Annotated in this window: 15 protein-coding genes; 10 read left to right on the top strand and 5 right to left on the bottom strand. The window is 70.0% G+C overall.

What is annotated here, in order from left to right; all coding sequences use genetic code 11:
- Window positions 1-216: 216 nt before the first annotated feature.
- The 4 genes from MRB58_RS04520 to MRB58_RS04505 all read left to right on the top strand — a co-directional run bounded on the left by MRB58_RS04520 (window position 217) and on the right by MRB58_RS04505 (window position 6783).
- Window positions 217-1419, top strand: a complete 1203-nt coding sequence (locus tag MRB58_RS04520; RefSeq protein ID WP_244780536.1) for an ABC transporter substrate-binding protein — start codon at window positions 217-219, stop codon at window positions 1417-1419.
- 192 nt (window positions 1420-1611) lie between these two features.
- Window positions 1612-3690, top strand: coding sequence for a hydantoinase/oxoprolinase family protein (locus MRB58_RS04515; RefSeq protein ID WP_244780535.1), 2079 nt, complete (start codon window positions 1612-1614; stop codon window positions 3688-3690).
- A gap of 11 nt (window positions 3691-3701) precedes the next feature.
- Entirely contained in the window at window positions 3702-5489 is a 1788-nt protein-coding gene (locus MRB58_RS04510; protein ID WP_244780533.1) for a hydantoinase B/oxoprolinase family protein, read from the top strand.
- A 289-nt stretch (window positions 5490-5778) separates the two neighbouring features.
- Window positions 5779-6783 (top strand): helix-turn-helix domain-containing protein, encoded by a 1005-nt coding sequence (locus MRB58_RS04505; RefSeq protein WP_244781892.1) that lies wholly within the window; start codon window positions 5779-5781, stop codon window positions 6781-6783.
- A gap of 12 nt (window positions 6784-6795) precedes the next feature.
- Here the strand turns inward: MRB58_RS04505 and MRB58_RS04500 are convergent, their stop codons facing one another.
- Window positions 6796-8121: an aspartate aminotransferase family protein gene (locus MRB58_RS04500; protein ID WP_244780531.1), complete on the bottom strand. Its 1326-nt coding sequence runs from the start codon at window positions 8119-8121 to the stop codon at window positions 6796-6798.
- Between the two features lie 221 nt (window positions 8122-8342).
- Between MRB58_RS04500 and MRB58_RS04495 the strand changes: the two genes are divergently transcribed.
- Both MRB58_RS04495 and MRB58_RS04490 read left to right on the top strand, forming a co-directional pair.
- Window positions 8343-9074 (top strand): SDR family NAD(P)-dependent oxidoreductase, encoded by a 732-nt coding sequence (locus tag MRB58_RS04495; protein WP_244780529.1) that lies wholly within the window; start codon window positions 8343-8345, stop codon window positions 9072-9074.
- Window positions 9075-9100: 26 nt separating this feature from the next.
- Window positions 9101-10876, top strand: a complete 1776-nt coding sequence (locus tag MRB58_RS04490) for a hydantoinase B/oxoprolinase family protein (protein ID WP_244780527.1) — start codon at window positions 9101-9103, stop codon at window positions 10874-10876.
- A 71-nt stretch (window positions 10877-10947) separates the two neighbouring features.
- Here MRB58_RS04490 and MRB58_RS04485 read toward each other — a convergent pair whose 3' ends face one another.
- Complete coding sequence (locus tag MRB58_RS04485; RefSeq protein ID WP_244780525.1) at window positions 10948-11856, bottom strand: DMT family transporter; 909 nt, start codon at window positions 11854-11856, stop codon at window positions 10948-10950.
- Window positions 11857-12008: 152 nt separating this feature from the next.
- Here MRB58_RS04485 and MRB58_RS04480 point away from each other — a divergent pair, with 152 nt between their 5' ends.
- Window positions 12009-14093 (top strand): hydantoinase/oxoprolinase family protein, encoded by a 2085-nt coding sequence (locus MRB58_RS04480; RefSeq protein ID WP_244780523.1) that lies wholly within the window; start codon window positions 12009-12011, stop codon window positions 14091-14093.
- Between the two features lie 26 nt (window positions 14094-14119).
- On the opposite strand, the gene MRB58_RS04475 is transcribed toward MRB58_RS04480, so the two are convergent.
- On the bottom strand, window positions 14120-15061 hold the full coding sequence (locus MRB58_RS04475) for an aminotransferase class IV (protein WP_244780519.1): 942 nt from the start codon (window positions 15059-15061) through the stop codon (window positions 14120-14122).
- Between the two features lie 204 nt (window positions 15062-15265).
- Here MRB58_RS04475 and MRB58_RS04470 point away from each other — a divergent pair, with 204 nt between their 5' ends.
- The 3 genes from MRB58_RS04470 (at window position 15266) to MRB58_RS04460 (ending at window position 17829) form a co-directional block, all read left to right on the top strand.
- Complete coding sequence (locus tag MRB58_RS04470) at window positions 15266-16648, top strand: aminotransferase (protein ID WP_244780518.1); 1383 nt, start codon at window positions 15266-15268, stop codon at window positions 16646-16648.
- Window positions 16649-16788: 140 nt separating this feature from the next.
- The gene (locus MRB58_RS04465) at window positions 16789-17355 is read left to right on the top strand and encodes a DUF4202 domain-containing protein (protein WP_244780517.1); all 567 of its coding nucleotides are present in this window, start codon (window positions 16789-16791) and stop codon (window positions 17353-17355) included.
- A gap of 84 nt (window positions 17356-17439) precedes the next feature.
- Window positions 17440-17829 (top strand): hypothetical protein, encoded by a 390-nt coding sequence (locus tag MRB58_RS04460; RefSeq protein WP_244780515.1) that lies wholly within the window; start codon window positions 17440-17442, stop codon window positions 17827-17829.
- A gap of 21 nt (window positions 17830-17850) precedes the next feature.
- On the opposite strand, the gene fdhF is transcribed toward MRB58_RS04460, so the two are convergent.
- Both fdhF and MRB58_RS04450 read right to left on the bottom strand, forming a co-directional pair.
- On the bottom strand, window positions 17851-20655 hold the full coding sequence (fdhF, locus tag MRB58_RS04455) for a formate dehydrogenase subunit alpha (protein WP_244780514.1): 2805 nt from the start codon (window positions 20653-20655) through the stop codon (window positions 17851-17853).
- Complete coding sequence (locus MRB58_RS04450) at window positions 20652-22358, bottom strand: NAD(P)H-dependent oxidoreductase subunit E (RefSeq protein WP_244780513.1); 1707 nt, start codon at window positions 22356-22358, stop codon at window positions 20652-20654. The genes fdhF and MRB58_RS04450 overlap by 4 nt, the downstream gene beginning before the upstream one ends.
- Window positions 22359-22396 lie beyond the last annotated feature (38 nt).

Genomic DNA, 22396 nt, shown 5'->3' with positions numbered 1-22396 from the left:
GGAATGCGGTCTCCCTCCCGGTGTCGCGGGCCCTTGCCGCAGTGCGTGCGCAAGCTGGCGCGCAAGGTGGGCGGGTGCCCGTGGATCGGCTCGGTCCACCTCCGCGGCTCGGTCGGCCATGCGCGACGCGCGCCGTCCGGTTCGCGCCGGGGGAACCGCGCCCGTCCGTCCCGCCGGCCCGCATGCCGATTGAACCCTCGAACCCAGGAGCAGGGGATGACGCGGACTAGGAACACGGGTGTCGCGCTCGCGGCGCTGGCGGCGACGATCTGGATGGCGGCCGCCCCCGCCAGGGCCGACGATCCGATCGTCGTCGGCCTCGCCATCGCCGAGAGCGGCTTCATGGTCGCCTACGACGGCGACTCGAGCAACGCCGTGAAGCTGTGGATCGACAACCAGAACGAAAAAGGCGGCCTTCTGGGGCGGGAGGTGAGCTTCGTCACCTCCGACACCAAGTCCGACCGCGTGCAGGGCGCCAAGGCCGGCCAGGACGTGGTGCGCGAGGGGGCCGACCTCGTCGTCGTCTCCTGCGACTACGACTTCGGCGCGCCGGCCGCGATCGCCGCGCAGCAGGCCGACATCGTCTCCATGTTCCTGTGCGCCGAGGACCCGAAGGCGGGCATCGAAGGCGCGGGCAAATACGCCTTCACCTCATCCATCGCCGCCCAGGTGCAGGGCGCGACGATGGCCGAGTGGGCCGCCGCCAACCTCGACATGAAGACCGCCTACGTCCTCCTCGACACCACGATCGAGTACGATAAGTCGGTCTGCGCCGGGTTCGACTGGGCGGCCGGCAAAATGGACGGCTTGGAGATCCTGGGGTCCGACACCTTCAAGAACGACGACCCGTCGATCCAGTCGCAGATCACGCGGATCAAGAGCCTGCCGGAGGCGCCGGACGCGATCATGCTGTGCACCTATGTGCCGGGAGGCGCCTCGGCCGTGCGTCAGCTCCGCGCCTCGGGTCTCGACATGCCGATCCTCAACGGTTCGTCGATGGACGGCACCTATTGGACCGACGCGGTGCCGGACCTGACCGACTTCTACATCCCCGTCCAGGCGTCGATCTACGGTGACGACCCGCGCGAGGCGGTTCAGGCCTTCAATGCCGACTTCGAGGAGAAGTTCGGGCGCCTGCCGGTGACGCAGTACACCTACCCCGCCTACGCGTGGCTGGAGCTGTGGGCCAAGGCGGTCGAGGAAGCCGGCAGCACCGACGCCGACAAGGTCGTCCCGATCATGGAGACCTATACCGACGCCGAGACGATCCTCGGCCCGCGCACCTTCTCCGACAAGCTGCACATCCAGAACGACGCGCCGTACATGATCGTCGAGGTCAAGGACAACGAGCACAAGGTCGTCGACGAGTACCGTGTCTCCGAGCCGGTCCCCTACGAGGTCCTCTTCCGCCTCAAATAGCAGCGGCTCGCTTCGCCGGCCGGTCTCCCGAACCGGCCGGCTCTTTTTGCCACCATCGACAATCCGGCGCCGTGGGCCTCGTCCGCCGCGGCGTTCTGCGGCCGGCTCGCCCGGCGACGGGGATCGTGCGCCCGAACGCATCCCGACTGGCCGCCACCGACACGGACGCCCGGCTGATCGAAAGACGCACCCATGCCATTCAACATCTCCGTCGATACCGGGGGCACGTTCACCGACGTCGTCGTCAGCGACGAGACCGGCGCCCTCACCATCGGCAAGGCGCTCACCACCCGCGACCGCATCTTCAACGGAATGCGCGGCGCGATCGAGGCGGCGGCCGACGAGCTGGGCCTGCCCTTCGCCGAGCTGGTCGGCAACACGACGCGCCTCATCTACGGTACGACCCGCGCCACCAACGCCATCGTCACCAAGACCTGCGCCAAGACCGCCTTCGTCACCACGCTGGGTTTCCCCGACATCCTGGTGCTGAAGGAGGGCGGCAAGTTCAACCCGCACGACTTCCGCGACGAATACCCCGAGCCCTACATCCCCCGTCGCTACACCTTCGAGGTGGAGGAGCGCATCACCTCCGAGGGCGACGTCTCGGTGCCGTTCAACGCCCGCCAGGCGCGCGAGGTGTTGGAGACGCTGAAGGTGCGCGGGTTCGAGGCGATCGCGGTGTGCTTCCTGTGGTCGATCGCCAATCCGGCGCACGAGATCGCCTTCGCCGACCTCATCGAGGAGGTGCTGCCGGGCGTTCCTTACACGCTGTCGCACCGGCTGATCCCGGTGGTGCGCGAGTACCGCCGCGCCTCGGCCACCGCCATCGACGCCTCGCTGAAGCCGCTGATGCAGGAGCACCTGAAGGGCCTCGAGGCGGACCTGCGCGCCTCCGGCTACGACGGCGAGATCCTGATCTCCACCACCGCCGGCGGCTGCAACCAGATCGCCAACATGGTCGAGAAGCCGATCTACTCGGTCGGCTCCGGCCCGGCGATGGCGCCCATCGCGGCGCTCTCGCTGTCGCAGCTCGAGGCGCTCGGCGAGAACGTCATCGTCGCCGACACCGGGGGCACCACCTTCGACGTCGGCCTGGTGCGCGACGGGCGGCTGACCTTCACGCGCGACACCTGGCTCGGCGGCATGTACACCGGCGACCTCCTGGGGATCTCGGCGGTGGACATGCGCTCCATCGGCGCCGGCGGCGGCTCCATCGCCTGGATCGACGAAGGCGGCCTGATGCGCGTCGGCCCGCAGTCGGCCGGCGCCGAGCCGGGCCCGGCCTGCTACGGCAAGGGCGGCACGCTCCCCACCGTGTCCGACGCCGCGGCCGTCCTCGGCTACTTCGACCCGGACTACTTCCTCGGCGGCCGCATGACGCTCGACGTCGCGGCGGCGCGGACTGCCATCACCACCGTCGCCGAGCGGATCGGCATGACGGTGGAGGAGACCGCGTTCCGCATCCTGTCGCTCGCCGGCGACCTGATGGTGCGCGCCATCGGTGACATCACCATCAACGAGGGCTTCAACCCGCGCGAATCGACCATCGTCGCCGGCGGCGGTGCGGCCGGCATCAACATCATGACGATCGCCAAGGAGCTGGGCTGCCGCAACGTCATCCTTCCGAAGATCGCCTCGGCGCTCTCCGCCGCCGGCATGCAGTACGCCGACATCGTCGCCGAGGAGGCCGCCAGCCACGTCACCCAGTCGAACCGGTTCGACACCGAGATCGTCAATGAGACCTTGGCCGAGCTGGAGGCCCGCCTCGCCGCCTTCCGCCGCACGCTCGCCGGCGGCGACACCGCCGCCTACACGGTCGAGTACGTCGCCGAGGCGCGCTACCAGTCGCAGATCTGGGAGCTGGACACCCCGCTCGCCAAGTCCCGTTTCGAGGGGCCGGCGGACGTCGCGGCGCTCGTCGAGGCCTTCCACCAGGCGCACGAACGCGTCTTCGCGGTGCGCGACGAGGGGAGCCCGGTGGAGGTGGTGAGCTGGAAGGCACGCCTCACCTGCCACCAGGCCTCGCCCCCGGTCTCGTCCCCCAAGGTCGAGGTCTTCAAGCTGAACGGCGCGGCGACGCCGACGCGCGACTGCTACTTCGGCGACGCCACGCCGCTGACGACGCCGATCTACAAGGCCGCCGACCTGAAGCCGGGCGCGAGGATCGCCGGACCCGCTATCATCGAGGAACCGACGACCACCCTCGTCGTCTACCCCGCGATGAGCGTGACCGTGTCCGGCGCCGGCAACTACCTTCTCGACATCGCCTAAGGGGCTCCGCCATGACCGACATGCCGCAAGACTTCGACCCCTACATGACGGCGATCATCGCCAACCGCATCGACGGCATCGTGCGCGAGATGACGAACACGCTGCTGAAGGCCGGCCGCTCGGCGGTGATCAACTCCGCGCGGGACTTTTCGTGCGGCATCTGCACCGCCGACAACCAGCTCCTCGCCTCCGCCGAAGGCCTGCCGATCCACATCTTCGGTAGCCATATGCAGGCAAAAGCGATGTGCGACGCGCACGGCGACGACATCGCGGAGGGCGACTGCTACCTCCACAACGACCCCTATACCGGCTGCACTCACGCCGCCGACCACACCTTCCTCGTCCCGGTCTTCTTCGAGGGGGAGCACCTATTCACCGCCGTCGCCAAGGCCCATCAGGCCGACATCGGCAACTCGCTGCCGACCACCTACATGGCCGGCGCCAAGGACCAGTACGAAGAGGGCGCGCTGATCTTCCCGGCCGTGCGCATCCAGCGCGACTACACGATGGAAGACGACATCGTGCGCATGTGCCGCTCGCGCATCCGCGTGCCGGGGCAGTGGTACGGCGACTTCCTCGCCGGCATCGGCTCGGCCCGGGTCGCCGAGCGGCGCCTCAAGGAACTGTGCGAGAAGTACGGCAAGGCGGCCATCAAGGCGCACCTGAAGAACTGGTTCGACTATTCCGAGCAGCGCATGATCCAGGCGATCAAGAAGCTGCCCAAGACGACCCTCGTCAACAAGGGGGCGCACGACCCGTTCGGCGATCTCCTGCCGGAGGGCATTCCCCTCAACGTCACCGTCCGCATCGACCCCGACGACGCCACCATCGAGCTGGACCTGCGCGACAACGTCGACAACGTCGACTGCGGTTTCAACGAGAGCGAGGCGTGCGTCACCGCGTCGACCTTCTCCGGTGTCTTCAACGGGATCGATCCGACGGTGCCGCGCAACTCCGGCTCGTTCCGCCGCATCCGCCTGCTGCTGCGCGACGGCTCGGTGGCGGGGCGGCCGGCCTTCCCGCACTCCTGCTCGCTGGCGACCACCAACGTCGCCGATCGGCTGATCAACATCACCCAGTCCTCGTTCGCGCAGATCGGCGACGGGTGGGGCCTCGCGGAAGGCGGCGTCGGCATGGGCGCGGGCTTCGCGGTGGTCTCCGGCAAGGACCACCGGCACGACAACGAGGCCTACGTGAACCAGCTCATCATCACCTCGTCTGGCGGGCCGGGGACGCCGGTATCGGACGGGTGGCTGACCTACGGCATCCCGGTGGTCGGCGGGCTGATGTACCGCGACTCGGTGGAGATCGACGAGCTGAAGCACCCGGTCGAGTTCAAGTACCTGAAGGTGAAGCCCGGCAGCGGCGGGGCGGGCAAGTACCGCGGCGCGCCCACCCTGGAGGTCAGCTACGGCCCGCGCGGGGAGCCGATGGACGTGATCTTCCCCTGCGACGGCACATATTATCCGCCCAAGGGCGTGCGCGGCGGGCAAGAGGGCATGGCCTGCCGGCACTTCAAGGTCAGCGCCAACGGCCTGGAAGAGGAGCTGCCCAACGTCGCCGTCATCCAGCTCAAGAAGGGCGAGCAGGTGAAGGGCAACCAGTCGGGCGGCGGCGGCTACGGCAGCCCCCTGGAGCGCGACCCGCGCAAGGTGCTCAAAGACGTGCTGGAATCGTTCGAGACGATGGAGCGGGCCACCGCGGTCTACGGCGTCGTCTTCGCCGGCTCACTGAACGACGACACGTTGACGATCGATGCCCCGGCCACCGAAGCGCGCCGCCGGAGTCTCGCCGCCTGACCGCTGCGACGGCATGCCATCTGACCGACAAGCAGTCAGTTCGATGAAAACATGGCCTCGCGCTGCTCTCATCTTTGGCTTGCGCGAGGCGTCAATCGTTGTTTCACTTTATTATCCAGAAACCACGACGATGGGTTGTTGTCATGGCGAGTAAACAGTTCGGCTGTTGCCGCAAGCACCCCGGCGCGCCGGTTCAATATTTGGCGAATGCCGGCGAATATCGCGCGATTTCGGTGGGGCGGTCCCCAGGCGGCGTCCACATCCACGCCTCGCGGCGGGGTTGAGCGCCGTGTTGGGGCTGGACCGGGCATCCGACTTCGACAGCGCGCTGAACCGGGCGACCGGGCTGAAGTCCGACTACCATATCGAGGTGGACGAACTGCCCGCCGCCAAACGCTTCGGCACCTGGCACGATTCGCTGTGCGAGACCTTCTACCCCTTCGACATGACCGGCCCGACCGACTTCGGTATCGGGCGCCTCGTCATCAAGGATGTCGGCGATGTTCGCGCCGGGATGATCAAGTCCGACCCCATCACGGTCGAGCGCGGGCGCGGTCACATGAGCCAGCGCGGCGGTGACTTCATCTACATTTCCATGCCGTTGAACACGCCCGTCACCCTGGAGCAGCGCGGGCGCGAGACGGTGGTGCGCCCCGGAGAGATGGCGTTCGTCGTCACCGCGGACCGCTATCGCTACCACCAGCCCATGCAACTCGACCAGAACACCCTGCGGATCCCGACCTCGGTCGTGCGCGAGCGCTTTCCCGGCGTCGAGGATCTCAGCGCGCGCACCATGTCGCGCCGGCAGGCGCCGGTGGCGCTGTTCCTCGACTATGCGAGCGGCTTCTGCTCCAACGCCAGTGGCCTGGAGGGTCCGGACGCGGCGATCGCCGCCAACTTCCTCGTCGAGCTCTTCGCCTTCGCGCTCACCTCCGGCGCGGGGCCGGATGCGGTCCGTGACACCTCGGTCAAGATCGCCCACATGCGCCGCGCCGTCCATTATATCGAGGCGCATCTCGACGACCCGGACCTCGGCGTGAGCCAGATCGCCCAGGCGGTGAACGTGTCGGAGCGATACCTGCAACGGCTCTTCGCCGAACGCGGCGACACCGTCACCGGGTTCGTGCGCAGCCGCCGCGTGCAGGAGGCCAAGCGGCTGCTGAAGGACCGTGCCTGCCGCGCCCAGACGATCGCCAGCATCGGCTACCGCGTCGGCTTCACCGACCCGTCCCATTTCTCCCGCCTCTTCCGCGAGGCGGTCGGCGTCAGCCCGCGCGACTTCCGCACGACCTAGGCCCGAGGCCGGTCAGGTCGCGGTGGGGAGGTCGAGGGCGCCGAGGGCCTGCATCAGGGCGTCGACGAAACCGTCGAGGTCGGCCTCGATCATCGCCGTGGAGAGGAAGCCCATGCCCCTGGGGGAGAGCTGGTAGCCGGCCAGCGTCAACAGGCGCTGCAACTCGACCATCGCCGCCCGCTCCGCCGTTCCGGGATACATCGAGCGATAGTCGGACAGCGCGCGCTGGTTGAGGTGCAGCATGAAGGTCGAGCCGGTGCCGGTAATCTGCGCCGGGAGGCGGTGGCTGGTGAGCCGCTCGGTGATCCTGGCGCGCAGGGCCGCGCCCATCGCGTTGAGCGCATCGAACCGTTCGGGCGGCATATGCTCCAGCGTCAGCCGTCCGGCCACCATCGACACCGGGTTGGCGGTGAAGGTGCCGCTCGCCGGCAGGAGCGGCTTGCCGGCGCGGTGGTCGAACACGCGCATCGTGTCGCGCGGGCCGGCCACGGCGCCGACCGGAAAGCCGCCGCCGACGATCTTCGCCAAGGTGGTGAAGTCCGCCTCGAGGCCGACCAGCGCCGCCGCGCCGCCGGCGGCGAAACGGAACGAAATGACCTCGTCGGAGATGATCATCGCCCCGGCCGCGCGTGCGGCCCGGTTGATCGCGGCGGCGAACTCGCGGCTCATCAACTGCATGCCGAGGTAGGACGGGGCGACGTCCACCAGCACGGCCGCCAGCCGGTCGGCGTGCTGCGCGATGATCCGCTCGGCCGCCTCCGGGTCGTCGAACGGGATCACCGCGACGTCCGCCAGCACGCCCTGCGGGGTGCCCGCCGCGTGGCCGACCGAGCGCGGTTCGTTGCCCCAGGCGTCCGGCGCCGGGTCGAGGCTCACCTCGGCGTAGTCGTAGGTGCCGTGATAGCAGCCCTCCACCTTGACGATCATCGGCTTGCCGGTCAGCGCCCGCGAGGCCTTGATGGCGTTCATCACCGCCTCCGTCCCCGAGACGCAGAAACGCACGTTCTCGAACCCGGCGACGCGCCGGCAGAGCAGCTCGGCCAGCTGCACCTCCGATTCGGTCGGGTTGGTGAACGCGGTGCCGAGCGCCACCTGCCGGCACACCGCCTCGACGATGGGGGCATAGGCGTGGCCGTGCAGCAGGGAGGCGAAGTTGTTCAGGAAGTCGAGCCGGCGTGTCCCGTCGACGTCGACCACGTAGGCGCCTTCGCCGCGCGCGGCGTAGACGGGGAACGGCTCCTGCCACGGCTGGAGGCGGGTGATCCCGCCGGGCAGAACGTCCAGCCCGCGCTGGTAGAGGGCGGCGGAGCGGCTGGACGGGTCGGGCCAATGAGGCATCGTGCAACTCGGGTCTGGAGGGGAGACCCCGCACACATGCCGCGCGCGGGGCGTCACGCACTATGGCGTCGGCGCACAACTTTTGGCCAGCAGGCGACATTCACCCGCGGCACGGCGAATCCGGCGCCCGGCGGCGCGGTACTGGCCCGCGGTTCGCAAGCCGACCCGGGCCGGGCGGGACCGGCGGCGCGCGGAGGACGGCGGTGATACTCGAGGGAAGGGTGGCGTTGGTGACCGGCGGCTCGCAGGGGATCGGCGAGGTGATCGCCCGCGCCTACGCCGCGGAGGGGGCCAAGGTGGCGATCGTCAACCGCTCGGCCCGCGGCGCCGCGCTCGCCGCCGAGCTGAGCGCGGGCGGCGCCACGGCGCGGGCCTTCGCCGCGGACTGCTCCGTCGTCGCCGAGATCGACCGGGTGGTCGCCGACGTGGCCGCGACGCTGGGGGCGGTGGACATCCTCGTCAACAACGCCGGCCTCTTCGCGCCCCGGCCGATCGAGGAGACCGACGAGGCGAACTGGGACGATCAGCTCGACCTCAATCTGAAGGGCTGCTTCTTCCTCGCCAGGGCCGTGGTGCCGGCGATGAAGGCGAGGCGCGCCGGCAAGATCATCAACGTCACCTCGATCGCCGGCATCGGCGGGTTTCCGTCCTCGGCGGCCTATTGTGCCTCCAAAGGCGGCCTCAACACCCTCACCAAGGCGCTGTGCCTGGAGCTGGCGCCGTTCGGCATCAACGTGAACGCCCTCGCGCCGGGCAACACCGCCACGCCCCTCAACGCCCACCTGCAGGCCGACCCCACCTGGGCCGCCGACATGGCCCGCCGTACGCCCACCGGCGAGAGTTTCATTCCCGCCGCGGACATGGCCGGCACCGCGGTCTTCCTCGCCTCGGACGCCTCGCGGGCCGTCCACGGCGTGGTCCTGCCGGTCGACAGCGGGTGGCGGGCCTGGTGACGGGCGGACCCACGGAAGGAGAGAGCATGGACAAGCCCACCAAGGCGCCCATCGACGGCGTCCGCCTCGCGGTGTTCAACAACCGCTTCGAGGGGATCGCCCGCAAGATGGCCAACACCCTCCTGCGCACGGGGCGCTCCGGCGTCCTCAACATCGCGCGCGACTTCTCGTGCTGTATCGTCACGCGCGACGATCAGCTTCTGGCGACCGCCGAGAGCCTGCCGATCCACGTGCTGTCGGGTCCGGACCTGATGGCGAAGTCGATGAAGGAGTTTCACCCCGGCTTCCAACGGGGCGACGCCTTCCTGCACAATTCGCCCTATCACGGCTGCTCGCACCCGGCCGACCACACCATCGTCCTGCCGGTGATCGACGATGCGGGGGTGCATCACTTCACCCTGATCGCCAAGGCGCACCAGGCCGATTGCGGCAACTCCCAGCCCACCACTTACATGGGCTCCGCGCGCGACGTGTACGAAGAGGGGGCGCTCATCTTCCCTTGCGTGAAGGTGCAGGAGAACCACGCCAACATCGAGGACATCGTGCGCATGTGCCGGATGCGCATCCGTGTGCCCGAGCAGTGGTGGGGCGACTATCTCGCCATGATCGGCGCGGCGCGCATCGGCGAGCGCGAACTCCTGGCGCTGGGCGAGGAGGTCGGCTGGGAGAGCCTCCACGACTTCACGGCCCAGTGGTTCGACTATTCCGAGAGCCGCATGGTCAACGCCATCCGCAAGATTCCGTCCGGCGCGGGGAGCTGGACGTCGACCCACGATCCGGTGCCGGGGGCGCCGGCGGACGGCATCCCGATCCACGTCGCCGTCACGGTGGACAACGAGAACGCCCGCATCGCCGTCGACCTGACCGACAACATCGACGCGCTCCCCTGCGGATTGAACCTCTCGGAGGCGTGCGCGCGCACCTCGGCGATGGTGGGGGTGTTCAACGCGATCGATTCCACCGTGCCGAAGAACGCCGGCGCGTTCCGCCGGCTCGACATCCACCTGCGCGAGGGCGCGGTCTGCGGCATCCCGCGACATCCGACGAGCTGCTCCGTCGCCACCACGAACCTTGCCGACCGTGTCGCCAATGCGGTGCAGGCGACGATGGCCGAGCTGCACGACGGCATCGGCCTTGCCGAATGCGGGCCGATCCTGCCGGCCTCCGTCGGGGTCGTCTCCGGCATCGACCCGGCGAGTGGCGAGCGGTACGTCAACCAGATCTTCCTCGCCATGACCGGTGGCGCCGGAAGCCCGAACGCCGACGCCTGGGTGACGCTCGGCCACGTCGGCAATTCGGGTCTGTGCTATCAGGACAGTGTCGAACTGGACGAACTGCGTCACCCGCTCTTCGTCGAGGAGCGCCGTTTCCTGGCCGACACCGAGGGCGCCGGGCGCCACAAGGGCGCCCCTTCGATGCGCGTCGAGTTCGGGCCCGCGCGCGGCGAGATGCAGGTCGCGTTCGTGTCCGACGGGACCATCAACGCCGCCAAGGGCGTACGCGGCGGGTCCACCGGCGGCGCTGCGCGCCAGGCCGTCAAGCGTGGCGACGGTGCGCTGCAAGAGATCGATCTGTGCACGGTGGTCACCCTTCGGGAGGGGGAGCGCATCGTCTCCCACTGCTGCGGCGGCGGGGGGTATGGCGAGCCTTCCGAACGCGCCGTCGCCGCGGTCGCCGCGGACCTCGCCGAGCGGTGGGTGACGGCCGCGCGGGCGCGTGAGGTATACCGCGTCGTGGTCGGAGCGGACGGGGCGGTGGACGTCGCCGCGACCGACGCGCTGCGCGCGACGGCCGGAGCCTAGCTTCGGAGAGAACCCGTGGCCGGCCTCCTCTCCGTGTGGGGCCGGGCACGGAGTGCGTCGAGCGGCGGCGATCAGGGCTTCGGCGTCAGGCGGTGGCGCAACTCCGTGAGGACCACGCCGACGACCATCAGAAGCAGTGCGACGGCGACGAAGCCGTTCGGCCGCTCGCCGAAGAAGACGAAGCCCCAGAAGAGCGCGGCGATCACCGCCAGGTAGTTGAACTGAGCGAAGAAGGTCGGCCCGTAGAGCCGTACGATCTCGGCGAAGAGGACGATGAAGGTCGCGTTGATCGCCGCGGTCGCGACGGCCGGGATCAGCTGCATCGGCTCCGTCGGCAGCATCAGCTGGCCCGTCGCCACGGCGCACACCAGCACCACGGCGGCCGAGCCCAGCATCGTCCCGCAGCCCAGCACGACCGATGTCGTCGCAGGTGGCCGCAGCACCGCGGCCGACACGTTGGCGACGGCGAACATCACCGGTGCCGCCAGCGCCAGCATGAACCACCCCGCCGCTTCGGGAGACGGGAGCGCCGCGTCCGGCACCACGATCACCGCCACGCCCGCCAGGCCGACGAGGATCCCGACGAGCCCCAGCGCGACGAACCGGTCGATCCCTACCATCACCGCCAGCAGGTAGGTGAAGGTCGGCGACAGGGCCATCACCAGTGACAGTGGCCCGGCCGGCAGGTGCGGCGCAACGAAGGTCAGCAGCGCCATCGGCAGACCGATGCCGCTGCCGCCGATCATCACGTAGGCCCGCAGATAGGGCCAGGAGACATGGACCGGGGTGCCGCGCGCCGCCGCCACCACCCAAAGCGCCACGCCCGCCCCGAACGACTGCCAGAAGGCGTGGGAGAAGAACGGCGCCCCCGCCTCCGCCGCCATCTTGTTGAACGGAAAGAAGAGGCCGTAGAGCAGCGCACCGGCGATCAACATGCCGATCGGCCGGGCGCGGAGCGTATTCGTCGCAGCATTCGTCATCGCCGGCCTCCTCGCGCCAGGGCTCCACTGTGAGCGCTCCCGCCGTGGTTGGATTGAGGGCCGCGCGACCAAAAGATCGGACCGCGGCGCACTGCGGCGCCACCCGGCATCGCAGTTGCTCGGTCCAGATCGCCAGGTGAGGGGGAAGTTGCATGCGCTTTGCGGTCGATACCGGGGGAACGTTCACCGATCTCATCGTGGAGGACGGGGAGGGCGCGCTGCGCATGTTCAAGGCTTCCACCACGCCCGACGACCCCATCCGCGGCGTGATCGACAGTCTCGCCGTCGCCGCCGACGGGATGGGGCGCACGCTGGCCGATCTGCTGGGCGAGGGCGAGCTCTTCATCCACGGGACGACCCACGCGATCAACGCCATCATCACGGGCAACACCGCCAAGACCGCCTTCCTCACCACCCGCGGCCATCCCGACATCCTCGTCCTGCGCGAAGGGGGCCGCACCGATGTCTTCAATTTCGCCGTCGGTTTCCCGGCCCCTTATGTGCCCCGCTCTCTCACTTATGAAGTGACGGAGCGCGTGCTCGCCGACGGCTCGGTCAAGACGCCGCTCGACGAGGCGGCCCTCGTCGACGCGCTGGCGGACATGAAGGCGAAGGGGGTGGAGGCGGTCGGTGTCTGCCTCATGTGGTCGATCCTCAACGGGGCGCACGAAAGGCGTGTCGGCGCGCTCGTCGAGACGCACCTGCCCGGTGTGCCTTATACGCTGAGCCACCAGCTCAACCCGTCGCTGCGGGAGTACCGGCGTGCGTCCTCGACCGTGATCGACGCCTCGTTGAAGCCGCTGATGGGGAGCTATATGCGCGATCTCACGCGCCGCCTCGAAGAGGCCGGGTTCAAGGGGCGGACGCTGATCGTCACCTCCAACGCCGGGGTGATCGACGCGGCGGACGCCGCCGCCCATCCGGTCCACCTCATCAACTCCGGCCCGTCGATGGCGCCCGTCGCGGGGCGGCACTTCGCCGGCGAGGACGCCGCGTTCCAGAACGCCGTCATCGCCGACACAGGCGGCACCACCTACGACCTCAGCCTGGTGCGCGGCGGGCGCATCCCGCGCACCCGCGAGACGTGGATCGGCGCGCCCTATCGCGGACACATGACGGGCTTCCCCTCCGTCGACGTGCGCTCCATCGGCGCCGGCGGGGGGTCCATCGCCTGGGTCGACGACGGCGGCATGCTGCACGTCGGCCCGCAGTCGGCCGGGGCCAGGCCGGGGCCGGCGAGTTACGGTCAGGGCGGCACCAAGCCCACGCTCACCGATGCCTGCCTGGTGCTGGGATACCTCGACCCGGCGCACTTCCTGGGCGGGGCCATGGCGCTGTCGGTCGATGCGGCGCGCGGGGCGATCGAGGCGCATCTGTGCGGCCAGCTCGGCCTCTCGGCGGAGGAGGCGGCGGCCGCGGTGGTGCGTGTGGCGACCGAGAACATGGTGCAGGCGATCATGGAGATCACCGTCAACCAGGGTATCGACCCGGCGAGTGCGGTGCTGATCGGCGGCGGCGGCGCGGCCGGCCTCAACTCGGCGATGGTGGCGACACGGCTCGAATGCCCGCTCCTCGTCATCCCGGAGGTCGGGGCGGCGCTGTCGGCCGCGGGGGCGCTGATGTCGGATCTCTCGGCCGAGTTCCGCTCCACCCAGTTCAGCCACACCGGCGCGTTCGACGCCGCCGCCGTCGACGCCGTCCTCGACGGGTTGCGGGCGCAGTGCGAGGCGTTCGTGGCGGGGCCGGGCGCAGGGTCGGTCGGCCACACGATCGAGCTTTTCGCCGAGGCCCGCTACCCGGACCAGGTGTGGGAGATCGAGGTCGCGGTCCCCACCGCGCGGTTCGCGAGCGTGGCCGACGTGCGCGCCCTCGTCGCCGCCTTCCACGCCGCGCACGAAGAGGTGTTCGCGATCCACGATCCGGAATCGGAGATCGAGGTGATCGGCTGGGCCGCCCGCGTCTCCTGCCGCCTGCGCGAGACCGATCGGTTCGACCTCACTGCCGGCGCCGCCAAGGCGATCGACGGGCGCCGCCCCGCCTTCTTCCCCGGCTACGGCTGGACCGATGCGGCGGTGCGCAGCTTCGACAGCCTGGGCACCGAGACCGCGCTCCCCGGCCCGGCGATCATCGAGAGCCCGTTCACCACGGTGGTCGTGGACCCGGACGCGACGGTGAAGCGGATGGCCTCCGGCAGCCTCGCGATCACGCCGGCGAGGCAGCTGGCGGCGGCGGTGTAGGTTCGGCGGACACCGCTCGGCTGGGGTCAGACCTTGCGGTCGACCGGGACGGACCATGCCGGGTCGGTGTGCTTCTCCCAGTAGAGCGCCTTCAGCCGCTCGAACTGCGGACCGGGCGCACCGTCGCCGACGGGGGCGCCGTTGACGCGGGTCACCGGCATCACGCCGCCCGCGGTGCTCGTCACCAGCACTTCCTCGGCACCGAAAAGATCGTCCGGCACCATCGGCCGCACCGCCGCGCCGACGTTCATTTCGCTCAGCATGTCGAGCACGGTGGCGCGGGTGATCCCTTCGAGGATATTGGTGTCGGGGGTCGACCACACGCCGTCCTTGTAGGCGAAGACGTTGTAGCCGGGGCCTTCGGTGATGTGCCCTTCGTCGTCCTTCAGGACGACCGCGTCGGCCCCGTCGTCGAGCGCGTCGATCAAGGCCATCTCGAGATCGAGCCAGTGGTAGTTCTTGGTGCGCTGGTCGACCGAGCGGCGTGAAATGCGCGTCACGGTGTCCGCGATCTTGAGCCCGATGCCGTTGGCGCGCGTCGGCTCGTCGACCAGCCACACGAAGGGGATCGCGTAGGCGTAGAAGGTCGGCACGCAGGCGCGCGGGTCGCGGCGCGGGCCGTTCGGACGGGGCCGCCCGCGCGTCAGCGTCATCGACACGTAGGCGTCCTCCAGCCCGGTCAGTGCGACGAGGCGGTGCAGCATGGCCTCCAGCTCGGCGCGCGACAGCGGCAGTGCGAGGCGCAGCCGCTCGCAACTGGCGATGAAGCGGTCGAGGTGCTTGTCGAGCCGGAAGAAGCGGCCCTGCCATACGCTGACGACGTCGTAGGTGCAGTCCGACCGGGTGACGCCGAAATCCATCACGGAGATCTTGGCGTCCTCGATCGGCACGAAGGCGCCGTCGACGTAGGCGCCGCCCGCGGCCATTTCGGGGGCGGGGAGGATGAGTTCGGCATCGGCGAGCGCCATGACGGGCCTCTCGGGTTGGGTGGGCACAGGATGCAATCGCGCGATCGCAGCATGGGCCAGCTGCGCGGCCACGCCAATAAGGGAGGTTGGATCGTGCCGCCCAAAGTGTGGCCCTGTCGCGCCGGGGCCGGGCCGACCACTTTGCATCCCCGCGCCTTCGCCGCATCGTGTAGGCTCGCCCCGAATGCTGACAGGAGACCCCCCGTGCTCAAGAACTCCGCCGCCGCACGCGACGTGCGCCACCTCGTCCATGGCTATGTCGAGCTGAAGGCGCACCGGGAAAAGGGGCCCTCCGTCATCACCGCGGGTGAGGGCATCTTCGTCCACGACGAGAACGGCAAGCCGTTTCTGGAGGGCGCGGGCGGCATGTGGTGCACCTCGCTCGGCTTCGGCGAGTCGGAGCTGGTGGACGCCGCGGTGGAGCAGATGCGCAAGCTCCCCTACTACCACACCGTCGCCTACAAGACGGTGAACCCGGCGATCGACCTTGCCGAGAAGCTGTCGGCCATGGTGCCGATGGACGACCCGATGATCTACTTCGCGCTGTCGGGCTCGGAGGCGAACGACTTCTTGATGAAGTTCGTCTGGTACTACAACAACGCCATCGGCCGGCCGCAGAAGAAGAAGATCATCAGCCGCATCAACGGCTACCACGGCGCCACGGTGGGGGCGACGAGCCTGACCGGGATCCAGGTCAACCACCGCGCGTTCGACCTGCCGCTGCCGCAGGTGCTGCATGTGGCCGACCCCAACTACCTGCACGGCGCCCAGCCCGGCGAGACGCGCTCCGAATTCGCCGAGCGGCTGGCGCGCGAGCTGGAGGAGACGATCATCGCCGCCGGGCCGGAGACGGTCGCCGCCTTCATCGCCGAGCCGGTGACCGGGGCGGGCGGCGTCGTCGTCCCGCCGGAGCCCTACTACGCGCGGGTGCAGGAGATCCTCGCCAAGTACGACATCCTGTTCCTGGACGACGAGGTGATCAACGGCTTCTGGCGCACCGGCAACCTGTGGGGCGCCGAGACGATGGGCATCCAGCCGGCGACCATGACGCTCGCCAAGGGGCTGACCTCGGCGTATCAGCCCTTGTCGGCCATCGTGATGAACCGCGAGATGTACGAGGGGATGGAGAGCGGTTCGCACGGCCTCGGCTACTTCGCCCACGGCACCACCTATTCGGGCCACCCGGTGGCCTGCGCGGTGGCGCTCAAGGTGCTCGAGCTGATGGAACGGCGCGACATCGGCGGCCACGTGAAAAAGGTCTCGCAGCGCTTCGCGGCGCGGATGGACCGCATCGCCGAGCACCCGCTGGTGGGCGAGGTGCGTTACGCGGGCCTGATGGGGGCGGTCGAGCTGATGGCCGACAAGGCGTCCGGCCGCTTCTTCGACCCCTCGCTCGGCGTCGGCAAGCGCATCAAAGAGCGCGCGGAGGAAGCCTACCAGCTCATCATCCGCGGCCTGCCGGTGGGAGACGCGTGCGCTTTCGCCCCGCCGCTCATCATCTCCGAGTCCGAGGTGGACGACATGTTCGACCGCTTCGAGAAGGCGGTGGACGACATCGCCGGCGAGTTGGCGCGCGAGGCGGCCTGAGGGGGCGTCGGAGCCGGGGAGGCCGCCCGCCCCCCGGTTCACAAGCGGCGCGAATGGGATAACCTCGGGCTGAGCGATGGAGGCGGCACACCCGGCGGGGCCGGGGGCCGCCACCATCATGGCGCAACCGGGAGCCCCCTATGAGCGAGCGCTTCGAGCGCGTCATCGCGGCCATCGACGCAGCCAACGCGGCCGATCCGAACCTCGATCAGGCGACCGGCCGGCCGGCCGAGGTGCTCTACGGCGAGCGGATGAGCGAGGAGCTCGCCCGCCTCGCCCCGGATGCGCCCGAAGCGGTAAAGATCGCCGCCCGCGGCCAACACATCGAGCGCTGGAAGAGCCCGCGCGAGAGCTACCCCGAGGGGCGCGCCGGCTACCTCGCCTGGCGCACCGACCTCGGCCGCTTCCACGCCGAGCGCGTGGCCGAGCTGATGGCGGACGCCGGCTACGGCGAGGCCGAACGGGCCGCCGTCTCCAGCCTGCTGCGCAAGGAGGGCATCAAGCGCAACCCCGACACGCAGCTCCTAGAGGACACGATCTGCTTCGTCTTCGTGCGGCATTATTTCGCGGCGTTCGCGGCCAAGCACCAGGACGACGACGTGATGCGCATCCTGACCAAGACCGCGCGCAAGATGTCGCCCGAGGCGCGCGCCCGAATGGCCGCCGAGTTCGACCTGCCGCCCCACCTCGCCCCGGCGCTGGCCTGAGGCGGGCGGCCGCCACCGAGCGCCACCGCGCTGCAATAAACCGCTGATAATTGACGCTCAGCACAATTGAGCATGAGCGGAATCATGACAGCTCTCGGCCCGATGCGTCCCGAGCGCGCCGGCATGTCCCGGCCCGCGGCGCCGCGCGGCGACGTCGGCATCGCCGTCCTGGCGCTGGGCGCCCTCGTCGGCACGTTCCTCGCGTTCGGCACGGCACCGGCGGCGTCCGCGACCTGCCGGGCCGGCGAGCCCGGCGGCTGGAGCGCGGTGCTGACCTACTTCGACGGCAGCGGCGCGGGCGGCGCGAAACGCCGCTCCGGCTGCCTCGCGACCGAGGCGGCGTGTTTCGATTTCATCGCCGAGCACACCAGCCTCGTCAAAGGCCGCATCGTCGCCGCCTATTGCCGCCACGGCGACGAAACGCGGACCTGGGACCGGTATATCGCCCGGCGGATGCGCGCGATCCCGCACTGAGGCGGGCGGGGGCGGACCCGCTCAGTCGATCGCGCTCAGCCGCGCCGCGCAGAACTTGAACTCCGGGATCTTGCCGTACGGGTCGAGCTGCGGGTTCGTCAGGAAGTTGGCCGGCGCCTCGCCGTAGCAGAACGGGATGAAGATCATCCCGCGGGTGACGTCCCGGTCGGCCCGCAGGGTCAGCGAGATGGCGCCGCGCCGGGTCTCGACGCGCACCTTCTGCCCGGGCCGGAGGCCGCCGCCCTCGATGTCGCGCGGGTGCATGGCGACGATCGGCACCGGCTCCTGCGCCTCCAGCGCGGCGGACCGGCGGGTCATCGCCCCGGTGTGCCAATGCTCCAGCAGCCGCCCGGTGGTGAGGACCAGCGGGTAGTCCGCGTCCGGCATCTCGTCGGGCGGGACGAGGTCGGTCGGCACGACCTTGGCCCGGCCCGACGGGGTGGGGAAGGCCTCGCGGAAGATGATGTCGGCACCCGGCTGGTCCGGCCCGGCGCAGGGGTAGGTGACGGCGTGCTCGGCGTCGATCCGCGCCCAGGTGATGTTGTCGAGCGAGCGCATGTGGCTCGCCATCTCGGCGTACACCTCGTCGACGCCGCCGTATCGCCAATCGAGGCCGACGCCGTGCGCCAGCGCCACGATCAGCTCCCAGTCCTGCCGCGCCTCGCCGGGGGGCGCGATGGCGGGGCGGTTCATCTGCACCTGGCGGTTGGTGTTGGTGGTGGTGCCCCACTTCTCGGCCTGGGCCGAGGCGGGGAGGATCACGTCGGCGAACCAGGCCGTCTCGGTCAGGAAGATGTCCTGCACGACGAGATGGTCGAGATGCGCGAGGGCGGCGCGGGCGTGGTGCTGGTCCGGGTCCGACATCGCCGGATTCTCGCCCATGACGTACATGCCGCGGATCGCGCCGGCGTGCACCGCGTCCATGATCTCCACCACGGTGAGGCCCTTGGCGGGGTCCAGCGTGCGGCCCCAGGCGTCCTCGTAGTGGGCGCGCACGTCCGGATCCTCGACCGAGATGTAGTCCGGATAGAGCATCGGGATGAGGCCCGCGTCCGACGCGCCCTGCACGTTGTTCTGCCCGCGCAGCGGGTGCAGGCCGGTGCCCTCGCGGCCGACGTGGCCGGTCACCAGCGCCAGCGCGATGAGGGCGCGCGAATTGTCGGTCCCGTGGACGTGCTGCGAGACGCCCATGCCCCAGAAGATGATCGACCGCTCGGCGGTGGCGTAGGTGCGGGCGATGTCGCGGATGGTCTCGGCCGGGACGCCGCACACCGGCTCCATCGCCTCGGGCGAAAAGTCGGCCACCTTGGCGGCGAGTGCCTCGAACCCGTCGACGTTGGCCTGGATATACTGCCGGTCGACGAGGTCCTCGGTGACGATCACGTGGAGCATCGCGTTGAGGAGAGCGACGTCGCGGCCGGGGGTGAAGATGACCGGGTGCGAGGCGTAGCGCATCAGCCCCTGGTGGCGCGGATCCATGACGATCAGCTTGGCGCCGCGCTTGGCCGCCGCCTTGAAGAAGGTCGCCGCGACGGGGTGGTTCTGCGCCGGCCGCGCGCCGATGATGATGATGCAGTCGGCGTCGTCGACGGCGGTGAACGGCGCCGAGACCGCGCCGGAGCCGACCCCCTCCATCAGCGCCGCGACGGAGGATGCGTGGCACAGCCGCGTGCAGTGGTCGACGTTGTTGGTGCCGAACCCCTGGCGGATGAGCTTCTGGAAGAGGTAGGCCTCCTCGTTGGTGCCCTTGGCCGAGCCGAAGCCGCACAGCGCGCCGCCGCCGTCGGCATCGCGGATCGCGGTGAAGCCGGCCGCCGCGCGCTCCAGCGCCTCGTCCCAGGTGGCCTCGCGGAACACCTTGGGGATGTCCGCGAAGGTCATGTCGGCGTCGGCGGTCTTGGGCGCGTCGTCGCGGCGGACGAGGGGTTTGGTCAGCCGCTCGGGAGAGAGGACGTAGTCGAACCCGAAGCGGCCTTTCACGCACAGGCGGTTGTGGTTGGCCGGACCGTCGCGCCCGTCCACCTTGATGATGCGGTTGTCCTTGACCGAAACCTCGGTCTGGCAGCCGACGCCGCAGAACGGGCAGACGCTGTTCACCACCTCGTCGGCGACTACCGCGCGGTGGGTGGCGTCCGCGTCGAGGACGGTGCGTTCCATTAGGGCGCCGGTGGGGCAGGCCTGCACGCACTCGCCACAGGCGACGCAGGTGGAGTGGCCCATCGGGTCGTGCACGTCGAACGCCGGCAGCGCGCCCATGCCGCGCTCCATCATGCCGATGACGTCGTTCGCCTGCACCTCGACGCACGCCCGTTCGCAAAGGTTGCAGGCGATGCACGCGTCGAGGTTCACCGCGATCGACGGGTGCGAGTTGTCACGGAAGATGCTCTCGACCGGGATCGCCTGGCCGGCGCCGGGGCGCGCGGAGGGGAAGCGGCGCAGGTCGCCGACCTCGGTCAGGGCCGCCTGGGTCCAGAAGGCGGCGTCCGGGTCGGGGCTGGCGGCGCGGTCCGGCATGTCGGAGGCGAGAAGCTCGAACACCAGGGCGCGGTTCTTCTCGACCCGCTCGCCGGTGGAGGCGACGACCATTCCCGCGGCCGGGCGGCGCACGCACGAGGCGGTGAGCGTGCGCTCGCCCTCGACCTCGACCATGCAGGCGCGGCAGTTGCCGTCCGGCGCGTAGCCGGGCTTGGGGCGGTGGCACAGATGCGGGATCGACTTGCCGAGGCGCGTCGCGACCTCCCAGATCGTCTCGCCGGGCAGCGCCTCGACCTCTTCGCCGTCGAGCGTGAAGGGGATGGGCTTCAGGTCCGTCAAAGGCGCGTTCATAGGACGTCCTCCGGAAAATGCTGCAACAGGTGGGCGACCGAGTTGGACGCGGCCTGGCCGAGACCGCAGATCGAGCTGTCGCGCATCACCACCATCAGATCCTGCGCCAGCGACGGGTCGAGGCCGCCGGCTTCCAGCATGCGCACCATCTTGTCGGTCCCCGAGCGGCAGGGGGTGCACTGGCCGCAGCTCTCGTTGCGGAAGAAGCGCATCAGGTTGACGGCGACGTCGTGCACCGAATCCTGGTCCGACAGGATCACCACCGCATGGCTGCCGACGAACCCGCCGTGCTTCTCAAAGGTGCCGAAGTCGAGCGGCAGGTCGCCCATCGAGGCCGGCAGGATGCCGCCGGAGGCGCCGCCCGGCAAGAAGGCCTTGAAGACGTGCCCTGGCGCCATACCGCCGCAATAGTCGGCGATGAGACGGCGGACCGGGATGCCGGCGGGTGCCAGCTTCACGCCGGGCTCGGCGACGCGGCCCGACACCGAGAAGGAGCGCAGGCCCGCGTGGTTCTCGTCCCATCCCTGCGAGGCGAAGGCGGCGGCGCCGTCGTTGAGGATGGTGGGGATCCACAACAGCGTCTCGATGTTGTGGTTGAGCGTCGGGCGGCCGAAGAGACCCACCTCGGCGATGTACGGCGGGCGGTGCCGCGGCAGGCCGCGCTTGCCCTCGATCGACTCGATCATCGCCGACTCTTCGCCGCAGATGTAGGCGCCCGCGCCGCGCCGCAGCTCGATCGGCACATGGGTCAGCCCGGCCGCGTCGAGCGCGGCGATCTCGCGCCGCAGGATCTCCAGGACGCCCTGATACTCGTCGCGCATGTAGAGATAGATGCGCTCCGCCTCGACGATTTTGGCGGCGATCAGCGCCCCCTCGAACATGCGGTGCGGGTGGCGCTCCAGCCAGTAGCGGTCCTTGAAGGTGCCGGGCTCGCCCTCGTCCCCGTTGATGGTCATCAGCCGCGGGCCGGGATAACCGCGCACGAAGCCCCACTTGCGCCCCGCGGGGAAACCCGCCCCGCCCAGCCCCCGCAACTTGGCGTCGGACATCGTCGCGATGGCCGCGTCCGCGTCGATCTCGCCGGCCAGCACCTTGGCGAGCGCGCGGTAGCCGCCGCTCGCACGGTAGGCGTCCAGCCGCTCGTAGTCGGCGACGACGGGGGTGGTGGGGCCGGCGAGGCCCGCGGTGAGAAGCTCGGGCGTCGCCCGGTCGACGGCGCGGCGGCCGATGTGGGCCGCGGGTGCCCCGTCGCACCGGCCGATGCAGGGGACGGACTGCACGCGCACGCGCGCCGGGTCACTGGCGCGGGTCATCGCCTCGGTCAGCGCCGCGGCGCCGGCCATCTGGCAGGCGATCCCGTCGCAGATGCGCAGCGTCACCGGCGGCGGCGGGAGCGCGCCCTCCTTCACGATGTCGAAGTGGTGGTAGAAGCTGGCGACCGAGTGCACCTCGGCTTGCGACAGGCGGAAGATCTCGGCGATGGCGGCGAGGTGGCGCGCGTGCAGGTAGCCGATGCGGTCCTGCACCTTGTGCAGCGCCTCGATCAAGAGGTCACGCCGCGGGGGCATCGGGCGCAGGATCGCGCGCACGTCCTCGACGGTCGCCTCGTCGACCTGGCGGCCCTTCGGGGTGGCGGGATTGCGCCGGCCGGGGCGGGAGCGCGGCCCCTGCCCGGGCGGATGGTCCGCTGAACGTCCGTCCATGTCCGTCACTTGAGCTGCGCGGTCATCGCGGGCGATGG

This window comes from Acuticoccus sp. I52.16.1 (assembly GCF_022865125.1).
Classification (GTDB): domain Bacteria; phylum Pseudomonadota; class Alphaproteobacteria; order Rhizobiales; family Amorphaceae; genus Acuticoccus.
This window is presented reverse-complemented; position numbering and strand designations above follow the sequence as displayed.

Excerpts from the sequence above, each read along its gene's own strand:
- MRB58_RS04485 (WP_244780525.1), bottom strand. The coding sequence starts at position 11,856 with ATGACGAATGCTGCGACGAATACGCTCCGCGCCCGGCCGATCGGCATG.
- MRB58_RS04480 (WP_244780523.1), top strand. The coding sequence starts at position 12,009 with ATGCGCTTTGCGGTCGATACCGGGGGAACGTTCACCGATCTCATCGTG.
- fdhF (WP_244780514.1), bottom strand. The coding sequence starts at position 20,655 with ATGAACGCGCCTTTGACGGACCTGAAGCCCATCCCCTTCACGCTCGAC.
- MRB58_RS04515 (WP_244780535.1), top strand. The coding sequence starts at position 1,612 with ATGCCATTCAACATCTCCGTCGATACCGGGGGCACGTTCACCGACGTC.
- MRB58_RS04465 (WP_244780517.1), top strand. The coding sequence starts at position 16,789 with ATGAGCGAGCGCTTCGAGCGCGTCATCGCGGCCATCGACGCAGCCAAC.
- MRB58_RS04520 (WP_244780536.1), top strand. The coding sequence starts at position 217 with ATGACGCGGACTAGGAACACGGGTGTCGCGCTCGCGGCGCTGGCGGCG.
- MRB58_RS04490 (WP_244780527.1), top strand. The coding sequence starts at position 9,101 with ATGGACAAGCCCACCAAGGCGCCCATCGACGGCGTCCGCCTCGCGGTG.
- MRB58_RS04460 (WP_244780515.1), top strand. The coding sequence starts at position 17,440 with ATGACAGCTCTCGGCCCGATGCGTCCCGAGCGCGCCGGCATGTCCCGG.
- MRB58_RS04510 (WP_244780533.1), top strand. The coding sequence starts at position 3,702 with ATGACCGACATGCCGCAAGACTTCGACCCCTACATGACGGCGATCATC.
- MRB58_RS04475 (WP_244780519.1), bottom strand. The coding sequence starts at position 15,061 with ATGGCGCTCGCCGATGCCGAACTCATCCTCCCCGCCCCCGAAATGGCC.
- MRB58_RS04450 (WP_244780513.1), bottom strand. The coding sequence starts at position 22,358 with ATGGACGGACGTTCAGCGGACCATCCGCCCGGGCAGGGGCCGCGCTCC.
- MRB58_RS04500 (WP_244780531.1), bottom strand. The coding sequence starts at position 8,121 with ATGCCTCATTGGCCCGACCCGTCCAGCCGCTCCGCCGCCCTCTACCAG.